Origin of the sequence: Pantoea sp. MBLJ3 (genome assembly GCF_000816655.1) — a bacterium.
GTDB classification, from domain to species: Bacteria; Pseudomonadota; Gammaproteobacteria; order Enterobacterales; family Enterobacteriaceae; genus Pantoea; species Pantoea eucalypti.
Window position 1 is genome coordinate 98,932 of sequence record NZ_JSUT01000001.1, and the last position, 20,472, is coordinate 119,403.

The 20,472-nt window shown below is 55.9% G+C and carries 12 protein-coding genes, 1 tRNA gene and 1 other RNA gene; all 14 read right to left on the reverse strand.

All coding sequences use genetic code 11. From position 1 onward, the window contains the following. Nucleotides 1-7: 7 nt before the first annotated feature. The gene (gene bcsD / locus NP77_RS00425) at nt 8-451 is read right to left on the reverse strand and encodes a cellulose biosynthesis protein BcsD (protein WP_039658633.1); all 444 of its coding nucleotides are present in this window, start codon (nt 449-451) and stop codon (nt 8-10) included. Beyond that, nucleotides 451-4,266: a cellulose biosynthesis protein BcsC gene (locus tag NP77_RS00430; protein ID WP_039658634.1), complete on the reverse strand. Its 3,816-nt coding sequence runs from the start codon at nt 4,264-4,266 to the stop codon at nt 451-453. The genes bcsD and NP77_RS00430 overlap by 1 nt, the downstream gene beginning before the upstream one ends. An 8-nt stretch (nt 4,267-4,274) precedes the next feature. Continuing rightward, nucleotides 4,275-7,178 (reverse strand): cellulose biosynthesis cyclic di-GMP-binding regulatory protein BcsB, encoded by a 2,904-nt coding sequence (gene bcsB / locus NP77_RS00435; RefSeq protein ID WP_039658635.1) that lies wholly within the window; start codon nt 7,176-7,178, stop codon nt 4,275-4,277. Further along, nucleotides 7,175-9,286, reverse strand: a complete 2,112-nt coding sequence (gene bcsA / locus NP77_RS00440; RefSeq protein ID WP_052250627.1) for a UDP-forming cellulose synthase catalytic subunit — start codon at nt 9,284-9,286, stop codon at nt 7,175-7,177. The genes bcsB and bcsA overlap by 4 nt, the downstream gene beginning before the upstream one ends. A gap of 48 nt (nt 9,287-9,334) precedes the next feature. After that, a complete protein-coding gene (gene bcsQ, locus NP77_RS00445) occupies nt 9,335-10,138 on the reverse strand; it encodes a cellulose biosynthesis protein BcsQ (RefSeq protein WP_039658636.1) in 804 nt (267 codons plus the stop codon). Next, nucleotides 10,129-10,716, reverse strand: a complete 588-nt coding sequence (gene bcsO, locus NP77_RS00450) for a cellulose biosynthesis protein BcsO (RefSeq protein WP_039658637.1) — start codon at nt 10,714-10,716, stop codon at nt 10,129-10,131. Before bcsO ends, bcsQ begins: the two co-directional genes overlap by 10 nt. Nucleotides 10,717-11,235: 519 nt before the next feature. Beyond that, complete coding sequence (gene dppF, locus NP77_RS00455; RefSeq protein WP_003851997.1) at nt 11,236-12,258, reverse strand: dipeptide ABC transporter ATP-binding subunit DppF; 1,023 nt, start codon at nt 12,256-12,258, stop codon at nt 11,236-11,238. Continuing rightward, a complete protein-coding gene (gene dppD / locus NP77_RS00460; RefSeq protein WP_003851998.1) occupies nt 12,248-13,234 on the reverse strand; it encodes a dipeptide ABC transporter ATP-binding protein in 987 nt (328 codons plus the stop codon). Before dppD ends, dppF begins: the two co-directional genes overlap by 11 nt. 12 nt (nt 13,235-13,246) lie before the next feature. Then, the gene (dppC, locus tag NP77_RS00465; protein ID WP_003851999.1) at nt 13,247-14,149 is read right to left on the reverse strand and encodes a dipeptide ABC transporter permease DppC; all 903 of its coding nucleotides are present in this window, start codon (nt 14,147-14,149) and stop codon (nt 13,247-13,249) included. A 9-nt stretch (nt 14,150-14,158) separates the two neighbouring features. Next, the gene (gene dppB, locus NP77_RS00470; RefSeq protein WP_003852000.1) at nt 14,159-15,178 is read right to left on the reverse strand and encodes a dipeptide ABC transporter permease DppB; all 1,020 of its coding nucleotides are present in this window, start codon (nt 15,176-15,178) and stop codon (nt 14,159-14,161) included. A gap of 171 nt (nt 15,179-15,349) precedes the next feature. Further along, entirely contained in the window at nt 15,350-16,960 is a 1,611-nt protein-coding gene (gene dppA, locus NP77_RS00475; RefSeq protein ID WP_003852001.1) for a dipeptide ABC transporter periplasmic-binding protein DppA, read from the reverse strand. 1,179 nt (nt 16,961-18,139) lie between these two features. Then, nucleotides 18,140-18,269: non-coding RNA, RtT sRNA (locus NP77_RS22695), on the reverse strand. A gap of 35 nt (nt 18,270-18,304) precedes the next feature. Beyond that, nucleotides 18,305-18,381 (reverse strand) — tRNA-Pro (locus tag NP77_RS00480). Between the two features lie 125 nt (nt 18,382-18,506). Further along, nucleotides 18,507-20,198: a kdo(2)-lipid A phosphoethanolamine 7''-transferase gene (eptB, locus tag NP77_RS00485; RefSeq protein WP_008926413.1), complete on the reverse strand. Its 1,692-nt coding sequence runs from the start codon at nt 20,196-20,198 to the stop codon at nt 18,507-18,509. Between the last annotated feature and the right edge of the window lie 274 nt (nt 20,199-20,472).

A 20,472-nucleotide genomic window follows, 5' to 3' on the forward strand; every position in this document is an offset into this window, starting at 1 on the left:
TCCGATCCTATTGATATCGATAGTGCAGCGTGCTGCCATCATTGAGTTCAAGTGTAACCGGCACAATCCTGCTGCCGCCCTGGCCCTGTAACCAGCCTGAAAACAGTCCGGCTATGACTGCGCCAAATACTGCCTGCCAGTCAGCCGGAGAATGGGTATTGTCGCCAGCCGGTAAGGCGTGATACGTCATCAGCAGCGCCGTCTCTTCCGGCTGAAGCTGCACAAAGCCCCAGTTAAATCGCGCCAGCTGTAAGTTGGCCTCGCGCTCCAGATCCTGCACGGTGCGTGACGCTGGCAAAGGATAGCGGGTCGCCAGTGATTCACCCATTTTATAGAGAAAGGCCTCCGCCTCCCGCTGACCCGCGTTGGCCACCATCCCGTCAATCATCACGCTGACCAGGTCAAACCAGCCCGGCTGATGTGGATGTGATACCCCAGAATGTTCACTCATTACTTCTCTCCAAACAGATAACGGACATAGAGCTGCGCGCTGCTTTCGTTGTAGTCACCAAAGGTGTCATAGCTCAGCTGGCCGCCAATCGTCACATCTTTGTTGAGTTTGTAGTCCGCCCCGGCGTGCAGGTTGTAGCCGATGCCGTTTTTGCTGCCACCAGAATAGTAAGCGTCTTTTACACTGCCTCTTGCGGCAAGGGCTTCCAGCTCAGATTGCAGGCTGGCATTTGCAGGGAAGTACGCGCTCTTATCCTGACTGTAGGTCTGATAACCGGCCGCACCGCCAATATTCACGTTGAGATCGTCAAATTTACGTGAGAACTCTATCGGGAATGAGACCGACGCGTAGTTCTGCGGGCTGAAGTAGCCGCCCTGACCGTAACTGAAGTAGCTGAGGTTTTTCGAGAAATCCATCCACGACAGGCTCATGCCTACTTTCAGCTCGCGATCGTCACTGTGGAACGGACGGACATAAGCGCCAGCGGTTGCCTGCAGATTGTTATTGCTGGCGACATTCTCGCCAAGGTAGCTGTACGCGCCCGCGCCAGCATAGAAGCCTGCATCGCCATTGTCATAGCTTAACAGGGCGTTCGCGCCGTTCTTCGTGACGCGTCCCCAGCGTTTGCCGCTGGTTTTATCTTCTGCGCCGACGTAGGAGAGCAGGCTATCAGTAATCGCACGACGCTCACCGGTGAGGATCAGCGTCAGGAAGTCAGTGAGTTTCGGTGACCACTGCACGCCACCGACCAGTGTACTGAGATCCTGGCCCAGTGGCGTGCTGCCAATGTCCACTTTATAACTGTCGCCCTTCAGTGCCAGATTCAGCTCCACGCCAGAGGCGGTTTGCGAATCGGTAACGCCGTTCGGCAGATCATTCACCGTCGCACCGCCTGCGGCGACAACCCGGCCCTGACTCAGTGCATTGGTGCCGAAACGACGCCAGGCATCGGCTGCGCCACTACCCGCCGTGAGTGAGACCGGCGTGGCGGTAAAGTCGAGACGCGCCGTTTCAAACGGCACGGTTGAGAAGGTCAGCGGCGCTTTGGCTTCTGTCAGCTTACTGAGGCCTGACTCGCCATCACGCCCGCGCACCTGCACCATGCCCTGACTCCAGGTGCCGGTTTTCTCCTGCAGCGAATCCATCATGGTGTCGACGTCGTGCAGAACCTGTGACTGCTGAGAAAGGATTTCGCTGCCCGCAGCCGGTTCGCCCCGCGTTGTCACGCCAGCGGCAACGCCCGCCGGTGCCGCCTGCCACGGCAGCACAGTGCCGTAGCTGGACGGCGAACGTCCCACTGGTGAGGTATTACGGTTGATAAACGGATTATCCGCCAGCGCCAGGCCGCCCACAGTCGGCACGCTGCCAGGCTGTGCACCCTGCAGGCCAATCAGCTGCCCGCGTGCTGAACGCAGATATGCCATCGCCTGCGAATGGTCGCCATTGGCTTCCGCGACTCGCGCCAGCAGCAGCAGTCGATCCGGCGTCTGCATGGTGGTGTTGAGGCCGCGACTCAGCTCGTTAGCGCGTTGCAGATTGTTCTGCGCCAGCGCGACGTTGATGGCCCCGACGCGCGCATCCTGCGTCGGTGTATCCTGGGTCATCAGGTAGTCATAGACCACACCCGCATCCCGGTTCATCTTGCCGTCCTGGTAAAGACGGGCCATCGCAAACATCAGATCACGGTTCTGCGGATCCTGCTGTAGTGCGCCAATCAGCTTGTCATACGCCACCGCGTACTGGCGCTGCTGCCGCAGGCGATCCACTTCGTTAATGAGATAGCCGTTGCGAATACCCGCCAGCTGCGTCGGCGTACTGCGCGCCTGCAGTTCCGGGTTACTGAGGAAGCGCTGCGCCTCACTGCCGAGGCCCGCCTGATTCAGCACTGCCATCTGCGCAGCATAATCGCCGGCGTTGCCCTGCACGCCGCGCTGCAGGTTAGTCCGCACCACCGAAACGGCGCTGGTGAGATCGCCCGCCTGCGCCAGCTTCTGCGCCAGGTTTCCGGCATCAACCGGATTGGTCGGTGGCGTGACCGCGAGCGCTTTCAGGGTATTGGCAGCCGCTGCCGTCGCGCCCTGCGCCAGATATTGATCGGCCGTGCTCATCTGCAGATTAAAATTCACCCGCTGCGCCAGTTCGCGCATCGGCGCGGTTTTAGCATTAGCGGGAATGCGTGACAGCAAGGCGCTGGACTGCTGCCAGCCGCCGCTTTCGCTGGCATTAAGCGCACCGGCATACAGCTCGCTGGTGCTGGCCCCATTGCGCATCACCGGTTGCATTACGTTGGCCGCCAGCAGCATATCGCCCTGCTGACGATAAAGCCGCGCTAAATCGAGCCGCAGCCAGCCATCCGAGGGATAGCGCTGAACGCCCTGCTGCAACGTCGCGATGGCCGCGGCGTTATTGCCAGCGGCAAGCTGGCGCTTCGCCTGCAGACGCAACGCATCGGCTTCATTGGCCCGTGGCGTAACGCTCTGACGCACGCTGTCCGGCAGCGCGCCCAGCAGCGTACTGGCTTCGGCATTCCGATTCTGCTGACGCAGAACGTAGAAAAGCCCTTCTTTGGCGCTGCGGTTATTCGTATCGCTTTGCAGAATGCTGCGGTAAATTTGCTCTGCCTGCTGCGGTTGATTGGTGCGGCGCAGCACGTCGGCGCGAAACAACCTGGCGGCCAGCCCTTTCTCACCGTCAGCCTGCACCAGCGGTTCACTTAAGGTCAGCGCCTGCGCAGTGTCCCCGCTTTTCAGCGCCTGCTGGGCGCTGGCCAGTTGTGCATAAAAGCGCGCATCGTCCGCCTGCTGCTGACGTGAAGCACCCTGATCGCCGCCGAGCTGTGCAGCGCGCTGCAGATAATCTGCCGCTTCCTGATAATGTCCGGCACGCTGGGCCACATAGCCCATACCCGCTAACGCATCAGCATCCTGCGGGTTGGCGCCCAGCACTTTTTCAAAACTGGCCTGCGCTCCGCCAACGTCACCGCTGTTCAGCGCGCTGAATCCGGCCCCTTTTTCTGCGCCACCGACATTTTTACGGTAGTAGTCGATTACCGCTGAGTCCTGCGGGTGACGCTGCTGCCAGGTCTGATAGAGTGCCGCATCTGACGGCTGAGGGCCAAGCCATAGCAGTGCCTGACGCAGTGAGCGATCGGCATCCTGATTACCACTCGCCAGCGCGCTCAGCATCTCAATGCCTTCGCGACGGGTCTGTTCCTGATAAGTCAGCGCCTTACCCAGCGCCAGCTTCGCCCCCGTATCCTGCGGGTGCTGAGCCGCAAACTGGCGCAGCGCCTCAACCGCCTGCGGCAGCAGCGTCCGGTCACCCGCCATAGTGAGATAATATTCTGCCGCGACGCTGGGTGGTGGCTCATTGCCGGTAAAGGTATTGCGCCAGGTCTGTAACGCCGCCGGAATATTGCCGCTGCGCGCTTGCTGACGCGCCAACGAAAGCTGCGCCTGTGGAATGGTCTGCAGCTGGCGTGCACTGTCCAGTTCGCCGAGGTGCGGATCGTTGGGAGAGACCTGACTAAGCCGGGCGCGATACTGCGCCGCGGCGGCATTATCGCCGCCCTGCTGTGAATAAAGTGCCAGCAGATAAAGTGCCTGGGTATTGCCGGGTTCAACCATCAGCACCTTTTGCAGCGAGGCTTTCGCCAGATCATCATGCGCTTTCTGATGCCAGTAAGAGGCCTGATCGAACAGCGCCTGCAGCGCCGGATTGGTGCTTTCCGCCGCCAGAAGCGGCGGTGACAGAGCCAGCGCGCTGCCCAGCAGCAACGCCTTACGAATACCGGCACTCAACAGATTATTTTTCATTATTATCCTTACTTCCTGCCGGAATCACGATCTTGCTTTGGGTTCAGACGCCGCCACGCATGACGCTTCAGCATCACCCAGGCCGCACTGCCCACCAGCGCAGAGAGCAGCATCGCCGTCAGCGCCAGCAGCACCGAATGCTGGTTGGCATACCACACCACCATCATGTACCAGGGCATTTCGCCGCTGGGGAATTGCGCCCCGACGCGGAAACTGCGAATACCGTTTTCATCGGTAATAATCGCGGTATCGCCCCGAATTCCGGCGTTAATCTGCGCCGAACTCAAATCGTTATGCAGTCGCAGCAGCTGATCGTCGCTGGTTGCCACCGTCATCACCACCAGCCGATCGCGATTCCACGGCGATCGGTAGCTGAGGAAGCCTCGCCACGCCTCGTTGGAGGAGAAATAACGGTCGGCATCCAGCTGCTGGAGACTCCAGTCGCCCGTCAGCCAGCCGCGTAATTTTTCCAGCGTATCGGGCTCTTTCACACCAAAAGTGCTGCTCGTGGCGTCATACGGTGATGCTGCCAGCATCGCCTGATTAAAGGCGCTGTTGCCGGTCGTACTGACCGCCAGCAGATCGCTCTGTTGTAAGCGCGCCATGTTGGTGCCGCCGTTGGGCAGACCAAACAGCACCTGATTCTGCGTCAGTGCCACCCCCGTAGCGTTACCGGCACGCGCCGCCAGATCCAGCAACGTCGATAGCTCGGCATTGCTGGGCGTTTCCGGCAGCAGGAGCGTGGTCTGGCCGAAATCGGCCAGACGCGAGAACGGGAACGAGGCACCCACAAAGTAAGAGAGGTTTGGCAGCATGCTGAAGTGACGGGTATGGCTCAGATCGATCCATGAGTCCTCTTCAATCCGGCTCTTAATGTTGTTGTTCAGGAGTACACCGCAGGGCGCATCGGCTCGCGGTTTGATATTGAAGTAGAGTGCAAGCTGGTTGTCGCCATAAATCAGATAGGGTTCGAGATTCAGCTGATACTGCTCCTGACGCGCGTCACCGCCTAAACGATGCCAGACGTTTTCCAGCAGCCCGACTTTATTCACCGTCAGGTTGCGCAGGAACATACCGTTAAGCATGACGTTGAGAAACGAGTTGTCCTCATCAATCCAGCTTTCCGACGGGAAGCGATAGTGCAGGTTGACCGGCACCGTTTTTCCATCCCACAGGAACAGGTCAGGTGCAGCGCGGAAGTTAACGCGTAGCGCATCATGCCAGATGCCACTGCTGGTCAGACTCTGATCCTTACGCAGCAGTTCGCTCAGACGTACCGGTCGGTCGGTGTTAATCCAGCGTGGTGCATCGTAAGGTTTGCGGTTGCCAATGGTCTGTACAGGAACCTGCAGCTGGCTCTCATCGGTCGCGAATGGCTGCGTCGTCAGCCGGTTCGCTGCCTGACGCAACTGCTCCTCATTGTTGCCACTCACCAGCAGCAATTTGTAAACCGGGTTGTTGGGATTATCCACCACCTGCAACATCGGGCCATTACTGGCCGGGAACGTCAGGGTACCGATCCGATCGCCAGGATGACCAAACAGGATACCGTTGTTTTCCGGCAGTTCGCCGCGTACTACCGGGAAGCGGATGCCACGATAATCACTCTGAATACCGAGCCAGGAAGCGACCAGTGCCGCCGCGCTGACCGCATCGGGTGAGAGGTTACTGGCAAAGCCCATCGTGATAGTGGACGCCGTCATCCGCTGAGGATCCAGGAAGGGACGCGGAAAATTGCGCAGACTGGTACCGATATTAAGCTGCTGCCCCTCAAGGTGCAGCGAGGTCTTCGGCAGAATGGTGACCTGGTACTGCTGCGCGCTCTCTTTCTCACACAGCAATTTGTCCGCATCGTTAATTTTAAAACTCAGGTTGTTGCTCGACACCACCATCGCCGCGGGAACATCCAGCTCATAGTCACTGACGTCGCTGTCAGTGGCTCCCAGCGGCAGTGTGCCGAGTGGCTGACCATTCAGCATCAACTGCAGCGACGTATTGCGTGCGGCCAGGGCGGCAGAGACGCGCAGCGTCAGATTCAGTCGTGCATTGGTAATGACTTCATCGCTGGGCAGGGTAAAGGTGATGCCCGACTGTAACTGGCCGCCGGTCAGCGTAATGCCACGTGACTGGCCCATCTGAGCCACTGAGATCGTGCTGCTGATGGGCTGATTGATGGCTGCGGTAATCGGCAGCTGCGGTTCTGCAACCGGCATCGTCGCCTGGCCTGGCGCGTAGGGCAGCGCACTGGCAGCCGCTTCCAGCGCCGGATCGGCGTTGCTCAGTCCCTGTGGCAGTGGCACCGCGGACAACGCGCTGCTGTCCTGGGTCACGGCACCGGTGCTCGTCACGGGTGCGGCGGCCGGCGCAGAAGCCTCACCGGTCGCTGACGCCTGAGATGCTGATGTTGTATCACCAGCGGGTGCATAGGATGGGGTCGTGGCTGCTGGTGTCGCATCCGGTGCGGCACTCTGTGGCGCAGAAGCCGAAGCCGATTCTGTAGCCTGGGTAGCCGGGGCCGCTGATGGCACTGACTGCGTGGCAGACTCGCCACCGCTGACCGGGGCCGTCACCTGGGCTGAACCGGCTGTCGGCGTGACACTATTATTCATCGGTGCCGCAGGCGCGGCATCACTGACCGGCGCCTGATTTGTCACTGGCGCACTGCCCGCTGCATTAGCTGGCTGCGAAGCAGAAACGGCATCAGGCGGTGTCGGCGCTGAACTGTTTACCGGCGCACTGGCTGCTGCATCGGCTGGCTGCGTAGCAGAAACGGCACCAGACGGCATCGGCGCAGAACTGTTTAACGGGGCAGTGCTGTTATCACCCGCAGCCGGCGTTTCCGCGCCAGCGGGCGTCAGCCATAACGCTGCGGTCAGTGAACTGGCCAGCAAAGTTTGCGTCAGGATCTTCATGCCACGCCATCCTCTTTCGCCGCCGCAGCCACCGGATCGACATTTTTACGTTTATCGTGGCGGCCCTTCCAGGTCAGCCAGAACAGCTCAAATACGGTACGGATAATGGTGCCCAGCGAAATCAGTGGGTTGTCCTGCTTATACTCCGGCTGAATCCAGGCATCCGCACGCGCCAGTACCACACGGACCAGTTCGCGGCGACGCGCCAGCGGCATCGCCTCAAAGCGCAGACGAATGCTCTCCTCATCACCGGAAATCTTACTGACCGGAATGGTGATCGCGCCGGATTTCAGCATCAGATCAATCTCTTCAATCTCATCCGTTTCATGGCGTCCATCTGGCGCGTCGAGTTGCGCACCGCCCATCGAAAGGTTGCTGGTCTGGGTGCGTGAGGAAATGCCGCTGGCGTAGTGAATAATCGCCGGGATTTGCACATCTACGCGGATAGTTTTACGCACCTGCTTGGTTTCGCGGGCCACGGCAATCGCCGCCATCAGAATGATCAGGCTGAAGATCGCCCAGCCGACGTTGAGTGCGATGACATAAGGATCGACGCCAAAGTAGTCATGCATCACGGCACGCACCACACCCGCCACAATACCGATGCCCAGCAGCAGCGCCACAATCACGTGCGGACGCACGATATGGAAATCGAAGAACCCCTGATCCAGCACGCCGCCTTTATCGGTGACGTTGAACTTCCCATGCTTTGGCGACAGCAGGGTCAGGAGGGTCGGGATCACCAGATGGAAGCACATCACCGTTTCATAAATCTCACCCCAGAAGGTGTAACGGAAACGGCCATTCATGCGGGAGTTAACATAGAGCGACATGACCAGGTGCGGCAGCACGTAGGCGAAGATCAGCGACGCCGAGGAATGAATAATATTCAGGTTAAACAGCAGGTAGGCCAGCGGCGCAGTCAGGAAGGCAACACGTGGCAGACCAAACTGGAAGTGCAGCATGGCATTAAGGTAGCAAAGACGCTGCTGCCATTTCAGGCCACGACCAAACAGCGGGTTATCAACGCGGAAAATCTGCGTCATGCCGCGCGCCCAGCGGGTACGCTGAATGATATGCAGGCCCAGACGCTCGGTTGCCAGACCGGCAGCCAGCGGAATGGCCAGAAAGGCGGAGCCCCAGCCCAGGCGCTGCATTTTCAGGGCGGTATGCGCATCTTCGGTGACAGTTTCAACAGCAAAGCCGCCAATCTCTTCCAGCGCTGAACGACGGATCACCGCACAGGAGCCACAGAAGAAGGTGGCATTCCAGTTGTCGTTGCCCTGCTGAACCGGGCCATAAAAGAGTGAGCCTTCGTTTGGAATGCTGCGCGCGGCGCGCAGGTTACGCTCAAAGGGATCGGGAGAATAGAAATAGTGTGGTGTCTGCAGCAGCGCCAGCTTCGAATCTTTCAGGAACGGCCCCACCGTTGCCTGCAGAAAGGTACGGGTCGCCACGTGGTCGCAGTCAAAGATGCAAATCAGCTCACCTTTGGTGATCTTCATCGCATGGTTGAGGTTACCCGCTTTAGCATGTTTGTTGTCGTCTCGGGTGATGTACCCTACCCCGACATCTGCCGCAAAACGGGCAAATTCGCTGCGCTTACCATCATCCAGCAGATAAACTTTAAGTTTGTCACGCGGGTAGTCGATACATTGCGCGGCCAGTACAGTGTCGCGCACCACATCCAGACTTTCATTATAGGAAGGCACATAAATATCAACCGTCGGCCACAGACTGGTATCGTCTGGCAAAGGTTCAATCGTGCGTTTTAAGGGCCACGTGGTTTGCAGGAAGCCGAGAATTAAGATCAGCCAGACGTAAAGCTCCGCCAGATATAAGCCAATCCCTAAAATAGCCTCAACTTCGGAATTAAAGTGCAGCGTCTCAGTAGTGCGCCACCAGATATAGCGGCTGGACATCAAGGCAGAGAGAATCACCATCACCACAGTTATTTTGCGGCTCTTGCTGAAACCCAATAAAAACATCATGCCAATGCTGATCAGACCAAAAATATACTGTTTCTGGCTGTCCATTGGCGTAATGATGATCACCGCGGCAACGGGTGCAAGCACCAGCAGCAGCAGGTAAAACCCGATTTTACTCATGATTCACCCTGAGAAGAGCTGTGTTAGATAGTCGCCTGCAGAAGTCGGCTAATAGTGGTTTGTGCGGATGGGAGCCTGAACTTCGCCATTACCCACGGTGATATTCAGAATGCTGCTGACACGCTTCGCGATCAGTTCAATATCAAATGCCGCTGCCGAAGCCGGGCTGAAATCATAAACAGACTGCTGGGAAGCATTGGCTTCACCCACGCTTTCATCACGGTGAACCACGCCCAGTAAGTTATCGCCCAGACGCTGCTGCATAAATGCGGTGACATCGCGATTAATATTCCGGCGGTTGTCGCACTGGTTCAGGATAAAATAGTGACCCTGCTTATTATTGAGCGGTTTACCGGTCATCCGGTTCTCTTCAATCTGCGGTAGTAACGACACTGACGCGGTATCCGCTAACATCACCACTAAATGCATATCGGCCAGCGCCGTCATTGCTTTAAGGGCAGGACCGGGACCAGGCGGAAAATCAGCCACAATTACCAGGCCGGGATAATTGAGCACCGTATCCAGACCGCGTTTAATAAAGTGGGGATCTTTCATCAGGTTCTCTTCGAACCGTTCACGTTGGGGCTCGGTGACGTCGCCATAAGGCAGGACAAAAATATTGCCGCCGGTGGTGAGAATTGACTGGCTCCAGTCCGCCTGCTCTTCTGAGCGCGCTACAAATCCACGACCATCATGAAGCGGCACGCCAAAGTGCAGACGCAATGCATTCTGCACATCAAAATCAATCGCCAGAACTTTGCTACCGGAACGTGCCAGACTCCAGGCCAGATTCGCCGCCAGCGTCGTTTTTCCCACGCCTCCCTTCGGCGAGCACACACAAACTAACGGCATAACGCAATCTTCTCCAGTAACGGTTTGAGTAAGGTTTCTTTCGGCAGAGTCACATCGCGCGAGCGGAACAGCGCGCCAAACCGTTCGGGTTCAGAATGGGGGGCGGAGGGCGAGATGACAGGCTGTCGATCCGCCACCGGGGCGCGCAGGACGGGCTCTGCACGAAGGGCAGCAACAGGCTCAGCCACTTGTGGTCGTGGTGGCGGCGGTAGCGGAAAAAGCGACGAAGGACCGCGTTCAGCGGCACTGGTTGCTGTCAGGCTGCTGCCTGACAGGCTATCGAGAATCGACGTGCGGGCAGCCATTGCCGGTTGCACATTCAGGGTCGCAGGTCGTGCAGGAGCGTCAGGCAGAGGAGCAGTGAACTCATCACCGCGCAGCGGCTGAGGTTGAGGCAGGTCGATACGCTGACCGCTGCCCAATGGCGTCTGCTGTTCTTCTTTCGCCAGCTGACGAATCAATGCCCATTTACTGTGTTCCGCCGCTTCCTGCGTCTGGCCAGACATATCTTTAAAGTCGATGTCGAGCGTTTGCGTTTTCTCTTTAAAACGCTGCAAATCATCGTAATTATTCTTCATTGACCGTGGCCTGCCACAAGGGGGGAATTTTCCTGGAATATAACACATCCCTTGAATGTCAGTCAGAAAAACCTGATTACAAAAAGAGCAAATTCAATAAAATAGTTTAATCATAAAGATTAAACCCTGCCGACTAAAAGCCATTCTCAGCGTATAACCCCAGATAATTAATAAATTAAATTTAAGTTAAATTGTCTGGATATTTTTTAGAATTTTTCGGAAATAGCCGCTGTGGCAACGAATGGCCCAGCCAGAAGGACTCATACCACACAGCGTATTTAACAGCGACAAGGCCATTTCAGGTGCAGCAAAAAGCCGCTCGCTGCCATGAGGGATTGATGGCATTTATCTTTTTCCGCTGAAAATATCACCAGAAAAAAACAGGTTAAAAGTGGTAAAGAAAAAAGGAGGTAAATAATCAGAATATGAGTGCGGAACCGCCAGCGGCACGGCTTGCCACTGAATTGAGATAAAAAAAGGCTCCAGAAAGGAGCCTTCGGCTGGAGGCAAGGTGATTGCTCAGCTGACGTTTTCTGCCACCCCAACCGGCTGATTCTCATCCTGATCAACCGCGAAGCAGGCAATTTCCTGCCCGCCATAGTTTTTCAACTTTGGCTGCAGCTGTACACAGGTGCTGAAACGCCGATGGCAGCGTGCATTAAAGGCACAGCCTGGTGGCGGATTCAGCGGGCTTGGCAGCTCGCCGGTCAGCTTAATACGCTCACGACGGTCGTCAGGATTAAGACGCGGTGTCGCTGACAGTAAAGCCTGGGTATAAGGATGGCGCGGATTAGCGAAAATCGCCTCTTTACTGCCCTTTTCTACGCAACGGCCGAGGTACATCACCATTACCTCATCGGCTATGTGTTCTACCACGGATAAATCGTGCGAGATAAAGACGTATGAGAGGCCCATATCCTGCTGCAGATCCATCATCAGGTTCAGCACCTGAGCACGCACCGACACGTCGAGCGCCGAAACCGGCTCATCAGCAATCAGCACGTCCGGATCGAGCATCAGCCCGCGCGCAATCGCGATACGCTGGCGCTGTCCACCGGAGAACATGTGTGGATAGCGGTCATAATGTTCAGTTTTCAGGCCGACTTTCGCCATCATCTCCAGCGTCTTCTCGCGACGTTCCGCTTTGGTAAGCGTGGTATTGATGACCAATGGCTCTTCCAGAATCTGGCTCACTTTTTTACGCGGATTGAGTGAGCCATACGGGTTCTGGAACACGATCTGGATTTTCTGACGACGCAGCTTCTGCGCCTGAGGATCGTGTTTCAGCAGATCCTGACCGTGCCAGTAGAGCTGCCCTTCGGTCGGGGTTTCAATCATGGTCAGCAGTCGGCCCAGCGTGGATTTACCACAGCCTGACTCGCCAACCACTGCCAGCGTTTTACCGCGTTCCAGATCAAAAGAGACGCCATCAAGTGCCTTGACCAGACGCTCCTGACCAAACAGTCCCTTCTTCACCGGGTAGTGCTTCTTCAGATCAATCGCCTGTAACAGAAACTGATCTTTCTTAATTTCATGACTCATAAGTGGGTCTCCCGGCATCGTCCAGCGGATAGTGACACTTGGACTGGCGTCCTGGAATAGTGCGCAGTTCAGGTTCTTCCTGACGACATAGGTCAGTCGCATAAGGGCAGCGTGGATTCAGCAGACAGCCAACCGGGCGATCATATTTACCCGGCACGACGCCCGGCAGCGAGGCCAGACGCGCTTTATCAGCCGCAAACTCTGGCAACGCACGCAGCAGCGCCTGCGTATAGGGATGGCGCGGCGCTTTGAAAATATCGGTCGCTTTGCCGCTCTCCACCACCTGACCGGCATACATCACGATAATGTGGTGAGCCGCTTCTGCCACTAACGCCAGATCGTGCGTAATCAGAATCAGCGCCATGTTCTCCTGCCGCTGTAACTCCAGAAGCAGTTCGATGATCTGTGCCTGGATAGTCACGTCGAGCGCTGTGGTCGGCTCATCGGCGATGAGCAGCTTTGGCCGGCAGGCGATCGCCATCGCAATCATCACACGCTGGCTCATGCCGCCCGACAGCTGGTGCGGATAGACATCGAGACGTGACGCAGGATCGGGAATACCGACCTGATTCAGCAGGTCGATTGCCCGCTGACGCCGCGTGCGTTTATTGCCGCCCTGATGCACCTTGATCGCTTCCATAATCTGGAAACCCACGGTGTAGCAGGGATTCAGGCTGGTCATCGGGTCCTGAAAAATCATCGCCACTTCTGCACCCACTAGCTGGCGGCGCTCGCGTTCGGAGATGTGTTGCAGGTCGCGCTGGTTGAACTCCAGCTTCTCAGCCATCACTTTGCCGGGGAAATCGATCAGCCCCATGATCGCCAGCGAACTGACTGATTTACCGGAGCCAGACTCGCCCACGATACCCACAACCTGGCCCTGCTCTACCTGATAACTGATGCGGTCAACCGCACGGAACGGTGCTTTATCGTCGCCGAAATGCACCGATAGTTTGTCTACATTTAATAACGCCATCTCGGTGCCTCTTTACTGCTTGAGTTTCGGGTCGAGGGCATCACGCAAACCATCGCCCATCAGGTTAAATGCCAGTACGGTAAGCAGAATGACCAATCCAGGGAAGGTCACTACCCACCAGGCACTTTGCGCATACTGCAGAACGTCGGAGAGCATGGTGCCCCACTCCGGCGTTGGCGGTTGCGCACCCATACCGAGAAAGCCCAACGCCGCCATATCGAGAATGGCGTTGGAGAAACCTAATGACGCCTGCACGATCAGCGGTGCAAGGCAGTTAGGCAGAATATTCACGAACATCTGGCGCAGCATACCCGCACCGGCCACGCCGGAAGCGGTGACATAGTCGCGGTTCACTTCGACCAGCACCGCCGCGCGGGTCAGACGGATATAGTGCGGCAGTGCCACAAAGGTCAGCGCGATGGAGGCGTTGACGATTGAGGGGCCAAAGATGGCGACCAGCACCAGCGCCAGCAGCAGACTTGGCAGCGCCAGCATGATATCGACTACACGCATGATGATGGCATCGACCACGCCGCCGAGATAACCGGCCAGCAGGCCAAATATCACGCCGAAAATCAGTGACAGCACCACGACCAGACAGCCCACCAGCAGTGACAGGCGCGCACCGTACATCAGACGCGACAGCACATCGCGGCCCACGTCGTCGGTGCCCAGGATGTAGCTCCAGTTACCGCCTTCCTGCCAGACCGGCGGATGCAGCAGCGCATCGCGGAACTGCTCAGCAGGTGCATGCGGGGCCAGTACATCGGCAAAGATAGCGCACAGCAATACAATGATGATGTAGACCAGGCCCACAACGGCGCCTTTGTTACGTTTAAAGTAGTGCCAGAATTCCTGGAACGGGGTCATCGGCGTGGGTGCAACGGTAACGCTGCCGGGATCAACAACAGACATGATGCCCCCTTATTTCTTGTGACGTATGCGCGGGTTAACCACGCCATACAGCAGATCAACCAGCAGGTTGACCACGATGATCAGTACTGCGGTCAGCAGCACGCCGCCCTGCACCACCGGATAGTCACGGCGCTGCAACGCTTCAATCAGCCAGCGACCCAGACCCGGCCATGAGAAGATGGTTTCGGTAAGAATCGCCCCGGCCAGCAGCGTGCCGACCTGCAGACCAATTACCGTGACCACCGGCAGCATGGCGTTTCGCAGCGCATGCACCACGATCACACGCATCCGCGTCAGGCCTTTAGCGCGCGCCGTACGGATGTAATCTTCACCCAGTACTTCAAGCATCGCCGACCGCGTCATACGCACAATCACCGCCAGCGGAATGGTACCGAGCACGATGGCAGGCAGAATCATGTGCATGACCGCATCGTGGAAGTCGCCCGGCTCACCCCAGAAGAAGGTGTCGATGAGCATAAAGCCGGTCAGTGGCATGCTGTCATCCAGGAAGACGGTGTCGCCGACCCGCCCGGAAACGGGTGTCAGGTTGAACTGAACCGAAACCAGCATGATCAGCATGATGCCCCACCAGAAGATCGGCATGGAGTAGCCGGTCAGTGAGATTCCCACAGCGGTGTGATCGAAAATCGAACCGCGCTTCACCGCCGCCAGAACCCCTACCGGGATGCCAATGGCCACGGCAAATATCATGGCGCAGATACCGAGTTCCAGCGTCGCTTTGAAGCGCGGAACAAACTCATCCCAGACCGGGATGCGGCTTTTAAGTGAAATGCCCAGGTCGCCATGTAATACGCCGTTAATGTAGTGCAGGTACTGTTTCCACAGCGGCTGATCCAGCCCTAACAGTGCCATTAACTGTGCATGACGTTCAGGAGAAATACCGCGCTCGCCCGCCATGATCAGCACCGGATCGCCGGGGATCATGTGAACAAACGCGAAGGTGAGTAATGTAATGCCGATAAACGTTGGGATAACAAGGCCCAGACGTCGGAGTATGAACTGCAGCATAATCCGGGTTCTCTCTTGTCCGCGCGACCGTCGCCGCGAGGGTTGTTATTGCTTACATCTGACGATCGGGTAGGCCCGACCGCGACGCAGACTGGCTGCGCCTCTACCGTTTCCAGTAAAACAGGGAGATAAAGCCGGGGCGACGCGCAGCCGCCCCGGAAAAGGCGACAATTATTCTTTAATGTCTACCTGAGCAAAGTAGTGTCCGCCCAGCGGATCGACTTTGTACCCGGAGACTTTCTTGCTGACCGGTTCGTATACCGTTGAGTGCGCGATCATCAGCGCCGGTACCTGGTCATGCATCACAACCTGAGCCTGTTTGTAGTACTCGATGCGCTTCGCCTGATCGGCAGTCGCACGAGCGGGCTGGATCTGGTCCTCGAAGGACTTATCACACCAGCGCGAGTAGTTAGAGCCATCTTTAGCCGCTGAACAGCTGAACAGGGTAGCCAGGAAGTTATCCGGATCCCCATTGTCACCGGTCCAGCCCATCATGACGGTCTGGTGCTCGCCCGCTTTGGCGCGCTTCAGATATTCGCCCCACTCGTAGGTGACGATTTTGGCTTTGACGCCAATCTTCGCCCAGTCACTCTGAATCATTTCAGCCATGCGGCGTGCGTTCGGGTTGTAAGGACGCTGAACCGGCATTGCCCACAGGTCGATTGAGAAACCGTCTGCCATGCCCGCTTCTTTCAACAGCGCTTTGGCTTTCTCAGGATCGTATGCGTAGTCTTTCACCGCGTCGTTATAGCCCCACATTGTTGGTGGGATCAGGTTTTTAGCAGGCTGACCTGCACCCTGATAAACGGCGTCGATAATCGCCTTTTTGTTGACCGCCATGGTCAGTGCCTGACGTACTTTCAGGTTATCCAGCGGTTTTTTCTCAACGTTGTATGACAGATAGCCGACGTTCAGGCCCGCCTGCTCATACAGGTTGATGTTCTTGTCCTGCTTCATACGCGCAATGTCAGCCGGATTTGGATAAGGCATGACCTGGCATTCGCCCTTCTGCAGTTTGGCGTAACGCACTGAAGCATCCGGGGTAATGGAGAAGACTAAGCGATCGATTTTTGGCTTGGTGCCCCAGTAATTCGGGTTAGCTTTGTAAAGGATGCGCGAATCTTTCTGGTACTGCAGCAGCTGGAACGGACCGGTACCGACCGGGTTCAGGTCGACGTTTTGCGGGGTACCCGCTTTCAGCATGTTGTCTGCGTACTCTTTCGACAGAATCGAGGCGAAATCCATGCCGAGGTCGGCGAGGAACGGCGATTCAGGACGGGTCAGCACGAAGCGAACGGTGTTGTCGTCCACTTTCTCAATTTTGCTGATCAGCTTAGGCATATCCATGCCTTCGAAATATTCGTAGCTGCCGCCGGAGACGCCGTGATAGGCGTTGTTTTTATCCAGCTGACGCTCAAAGGTGAACACCACATCATCCGCGTTGAAGTCACGCGTCGGTTTGAAATCTTTAGTGGTCTGCCACTTCACGCCTTTGCGCAGGTGGAAGGTGTAAGTTTTACCGTCTTCGCTGACATCCCACTTCTCTGCCAGTGCAGCGTGCAGTTCGGTGGTGCCGATGGTGAACTCAACCAGTCGGTTGTAGATCTGACGTGAGCTGGCATCGTAGGTGGTGCCCGAAGTGAACAACTGCGGGTTAAAGCCTTCCGGAGAACCTTCAGAACAGTAAACGAGGGTTTTTGCCTGAACACCGGCGGCGACAGTCATAGCAATCAGGCTCAGACCGACCTTCAGCATCCCGGATTTAGCCAGGGAGTTGATCATGCGTTTGCTCCATTGTGATGTGATGTTGTGTGTATTGCCTGACCTCTGATTTTTTTATGCGGTTCAGGCGTACCACCGAACAGGTGGTTAACGCGCGCTACGATTTTTTGTTTTTTCAGATGCAGGTTATGCATTCAGAAAATTCCGTAACTGCGCATTTATTGACGCATCAATTTGTCAACAGTTGCAAAGAACGTCAATACAACGGTTACTTATTTACACAGAGTGTGAGGAATCGCATGCAACGGTAATAAAAACCGTTTCTGTCCAAATGCCATACAATGCACAGCAGAGCTGACCTGAATTCCGTGTATTGTGCTGGAAGCCTGCTCTATCGCTAGTGATTCTCACCGCTAAAAAACTTAAAACTTTTACCGGCAAATGTTGAATAACTGAACGATTCACCGTGCGTTATGACGTTCATCCAGCGGAATATGCTGGTAAAGAAGCATAAGAAATCAGCATGTTGCCGCTTTCGGTCATAAGAAGAATGTGTCGCGAATTATGATCGCATCGCTTATGGGGTAAGGCCTGCCAGCGGGAAAGAAGGGATAATTATTGTCAGTAAGTGGAACGCGCGGAAGATGGGGTTTACTGGAACTTTTTGGAAGGTAACAAAAATGATTTGGATTTCTCAGGCGTTCTGAAGCGCCCATGTAAGTACCTGATGCGTTTGCCAGACGTGAAGCGAAGGGAGCATACGCCTGTAGCAAAGCATCGCGGGCCAGGGACAAAAACGCCGGGAGCGTTTTTGAGCAACGCAATGCGTTGGCCCGGCCACGGGCGCACCTCAGGGATGAGGTGCGTAATCGGCCGCGCTGAGCATGCCAGGGATGGCGTCTTTTGCGTCTTTGCGGAAGGCGTATGCTCCCTGAAGCCCGCTCAGCTGATAAGAGTGTGAATGCTTAGCGGTCAGATTGAGATCTGCCTCAGGAACACGGGCAGATCGGAAAGTCGCTTAAACCATCCATGGACGCTCGGCCCACGCCGTCCATGGCGTGGGACGCTTTCCTCCTCTGCCCGTGTTCCCTCCGCCTTGAATTTATGCGCTGCTGTCAGATTCACTCGGGTTTAGATCTTTCAGCCGTCTGAACCCCGCACAGCGCTAATTCTTTGCCTGCAAATCACTTTTCTACAGACGAAAAAAAACCTGTCTTTTCAGACAGGTTTTCTTAAATATGGTCGGCGAGAGAGGATTACTCTGCTCTTCGAGCAGCGCCCTTCGGGCCGTTGCTGAAGCAACGTTGTCTCGCTACGCTCGGCTCAAACCTCCTTCGGAGGTTCTCATCCTCATTTATTACAGACGAAAAAAAACCTGTCTTTTCAGACAGGTTTTCTTAAATATGGTCGGCGAGAGAGGATTCGAACCTCCGACCCACTGGTCCCAAACCAGTTGCGCTACCAAGCTGCGCTACTCGCCGATGGGGGCGCATGTTACTGCTACCCCCGATCAGCGTCAACCGCTTTTTATGCTTTTGCCGCCAATCGCCTGGAAAGCACGCGGTTACCCGTAATTAACCACCTGCCCTGCCCTTTTCGCTCACTATTACAGCGCTTTAGCCTGACCTTTTGCCGGTGCCTGACACCAGTTGTTGGCGGGGTTAATACCGCCATCTGGCGAGGTATAACCCAGACAGCCCAGAATGGTGTCGAACAACTCAACATGGCGATGAGTGCGGCCTACGCGCTGCTGCGCCTGCAAACGCTCAAAATTGCTGCGGTTCTGGCTGTCTTCCAGATACTTATCGGAGGCCCAGACCATCATCGGTACGCGGAACTGCTCAGGTGGCGCCATCTCGCGCGGCGTGCCGTGCAAATGCATATTCTCGCTAATCGACTCACCGTGATCAGAGGCATAGAAAACGATCGCCTTCTTATCACGCAGCTGATCCAGCACGCTATCCAGCATACTATCGACATACAGCACCGAGTTGTCATAAGCGTTAATCAACTGCGCTTTGCTGCAGGTCTCATCCACGCCCATACATTCCGGCTGATATTTCGCGAAACTGCGCGGATAACGCTGTGAATAGAGGTAGTGCGACCCTTTAGTGTGCAACACGATCAGATGCTTACCTTTCGGGAAACGATCCAGTGACGCTTTCATCTCCGGCACCAGCAGCATGTCATCCACCGCTTTGCCCTGATTACGCTTCTCTGAACCAATCTGCTCACGGAAAGCAAAGTTGTTGGCATTGATGTTGTCGTAGAACCAGACTTCGCTCTGCATCGCAAACAACTCAGACGTGAAGCCCAGCTCTTTCATCACCGCAAACACGTTCTGCTCTTTCAGCGTACGACCTGGGTTATCCATGGTGCCGCCTTCGCGTACGAACATGCAGCGCAATGACAGCTTGGTCGCGGTATCACAGGATTCGCCCCGGAACGCCACAAGATTCTTCTCTTTCGACAACTTTGGCGTGGTGTCACGCTCGTAGCCCAGCATCCCCATGTGATCCCAGCGGGTGGTCTCACCAATCACAAACACCACATAGGTGTCGTCCAGTCCGGCAGGCGCGACGTAGGTAAACTTCTTCGCCGGATCCAGCAATTCCTCGCTATTCAGCGTCTCATCCACGCGGGTCCAGGCAAAGAGTCCTACAGCTGCAAGCCAGTTTGAAGGAAGATAAGAGTGTGCCACGACACCGCCGTAGCTCGGTAGATCGACGTTGGTAATCTCTTCGTTTTGCTTCTGCAGTTTGTCCAGAAAGCGAATCGGCAACCAGACCAGCGCCACGCAAAGCAGCATGATCACGGAGGGTTTAAGACGCTGTCCCGGCGTGCGCAGCTGCTCATTCAACGTCATGCTCAGCTTATTACGCCAGATCATCAGCAGCGGCAGCGCGCTGACCAGCACCATCCACAGAATGAAATGGTAGCCAACCACCTCTTTAGAAAGATCGGTATCAGTGGTCATCACCGAAGCCACAATGCCGTAGCCAATTACGACGTTAAAAAATGCCATGTAATAAGCAGCGGCAACGGAAATCAGCACTATCAGCGTGGCCAGCACGCGATAAAACCACTTTCCACCCAGCGACAGCAGCCGCATCAGGAAGAAAGTCAGCAGCACAATGGCCACCACTTCAGTGACGGCAGTCAGCCAGTTCGTTATCGTAGAGTGCGAAAGAAAACCATCAAAACGACGATAGAAAATTGGTAAATTCAGTAAGATACCGAGGTAGAGCGCCAGCAGTAACGATAACTTCTGCTGAGTCAGGGTTTTAATATAATTCATGAAAAAAGGTGTTTCTCCGGTGTGAAGCGCTTAACCAAATCTTTTATGTGACTGCCGAAACGCGGCAGAGTTCGCTGAATAAGCGGACCGGACAAGATGAAGGAAAATTCTGAACGGATTTATAGGCTATAACGCGAGGTGGCTCAGTAAAGCATGAGGGCGTTTTATAGACCAGATAATAATCGCTGTCGACCTGATTAGCACATTTTTTGTACACAGCGCGGAGGATTAACCGGACATGCTGACGCAGTGAGACGGAAGTGTGAGATTGAAT

Bases quoted from the DNA above. Each gene is read 5' to 3' on its own strand.
- bcsD (WP_039658633.1), bottom strand. From the start codon at position 451: ATGAGTGAACATTCTGGGGTATCACATCCACATCAGCCGGGCTGGTTT.
- NP77_RS00430 (WP_039658634.1), bottom strand. From the start codon at position 4,266: ATGAAAAATAATCTGTTGAGTGCCGGTATTCGTAAGGCGTTGCTGCTG.
- bcsB (WP_039658635.1), bottom strand. From the start codon at position 7,178: ATGAAGATCCTGACGCAAACTTTGCTGGCCAGTTCACTGACCGCAGCG.
- bcsA (WP_052250627.1), bottom strand. From the start codon at position 9,286: ATGAGTAAAATCGGGTTTTACCTGCTGCTGCTGGTGCTTGCACCCGTT.
- bcsQ (WP_039658636.1), bottom strand. From the start codon at position 10,138: ATGCCGTTAGTTTGTGTGTGCTCGCCGAAGGGAGGCGTGGGAAAAACG.
- bcsO (WP_039658637.1), bottom strand. From the start codon at position 10,716: ATGAAGAATAATTACGATGATTTGCAGCGTTTTAAAGAGAAAACGCAA.
- dppF (WP_003851997.1), bottom strand. From the start codon at position 12,258: ATGAGTCATGAAATTAAGAAAGATCAGTTTCTGTTACAGGCGATTGAT.
- dppD (WP_003851998.1), bottom strand. From the start codon at position 13,234: ATGGCGTTATTAAATGTAGACAAACTATCGGTGCATTTCGGCGACGAT.
- dppC (WP_003851999.1), bottom strand. From the start codon at position 14,149: ATGTCTGTTGTTGATCCCGGCAGCGTTACCGTTGCACCCACGCCGATG.
- dppB (WP_003852000.1), bottom strand. From the start codon at position 15,178: ATGCTGCAGTTCATACTCCGACGTCTGGGCCTTGTTATCCCAACGTTT.
- dppA (WP_003852001.1), bottom strand. From the start codon at position 16,960: ATGATCAACTCCCTGGCTAAATCCGGGATGCTGAAGGTCGGTCTGAGC.
- eptB (WP_008926413.1), bottom strand. From the start codon at position 20,198: ATGAATTATATTAAAACCCTGACTCAGCAGAAGTTATCGTTACTGCTG.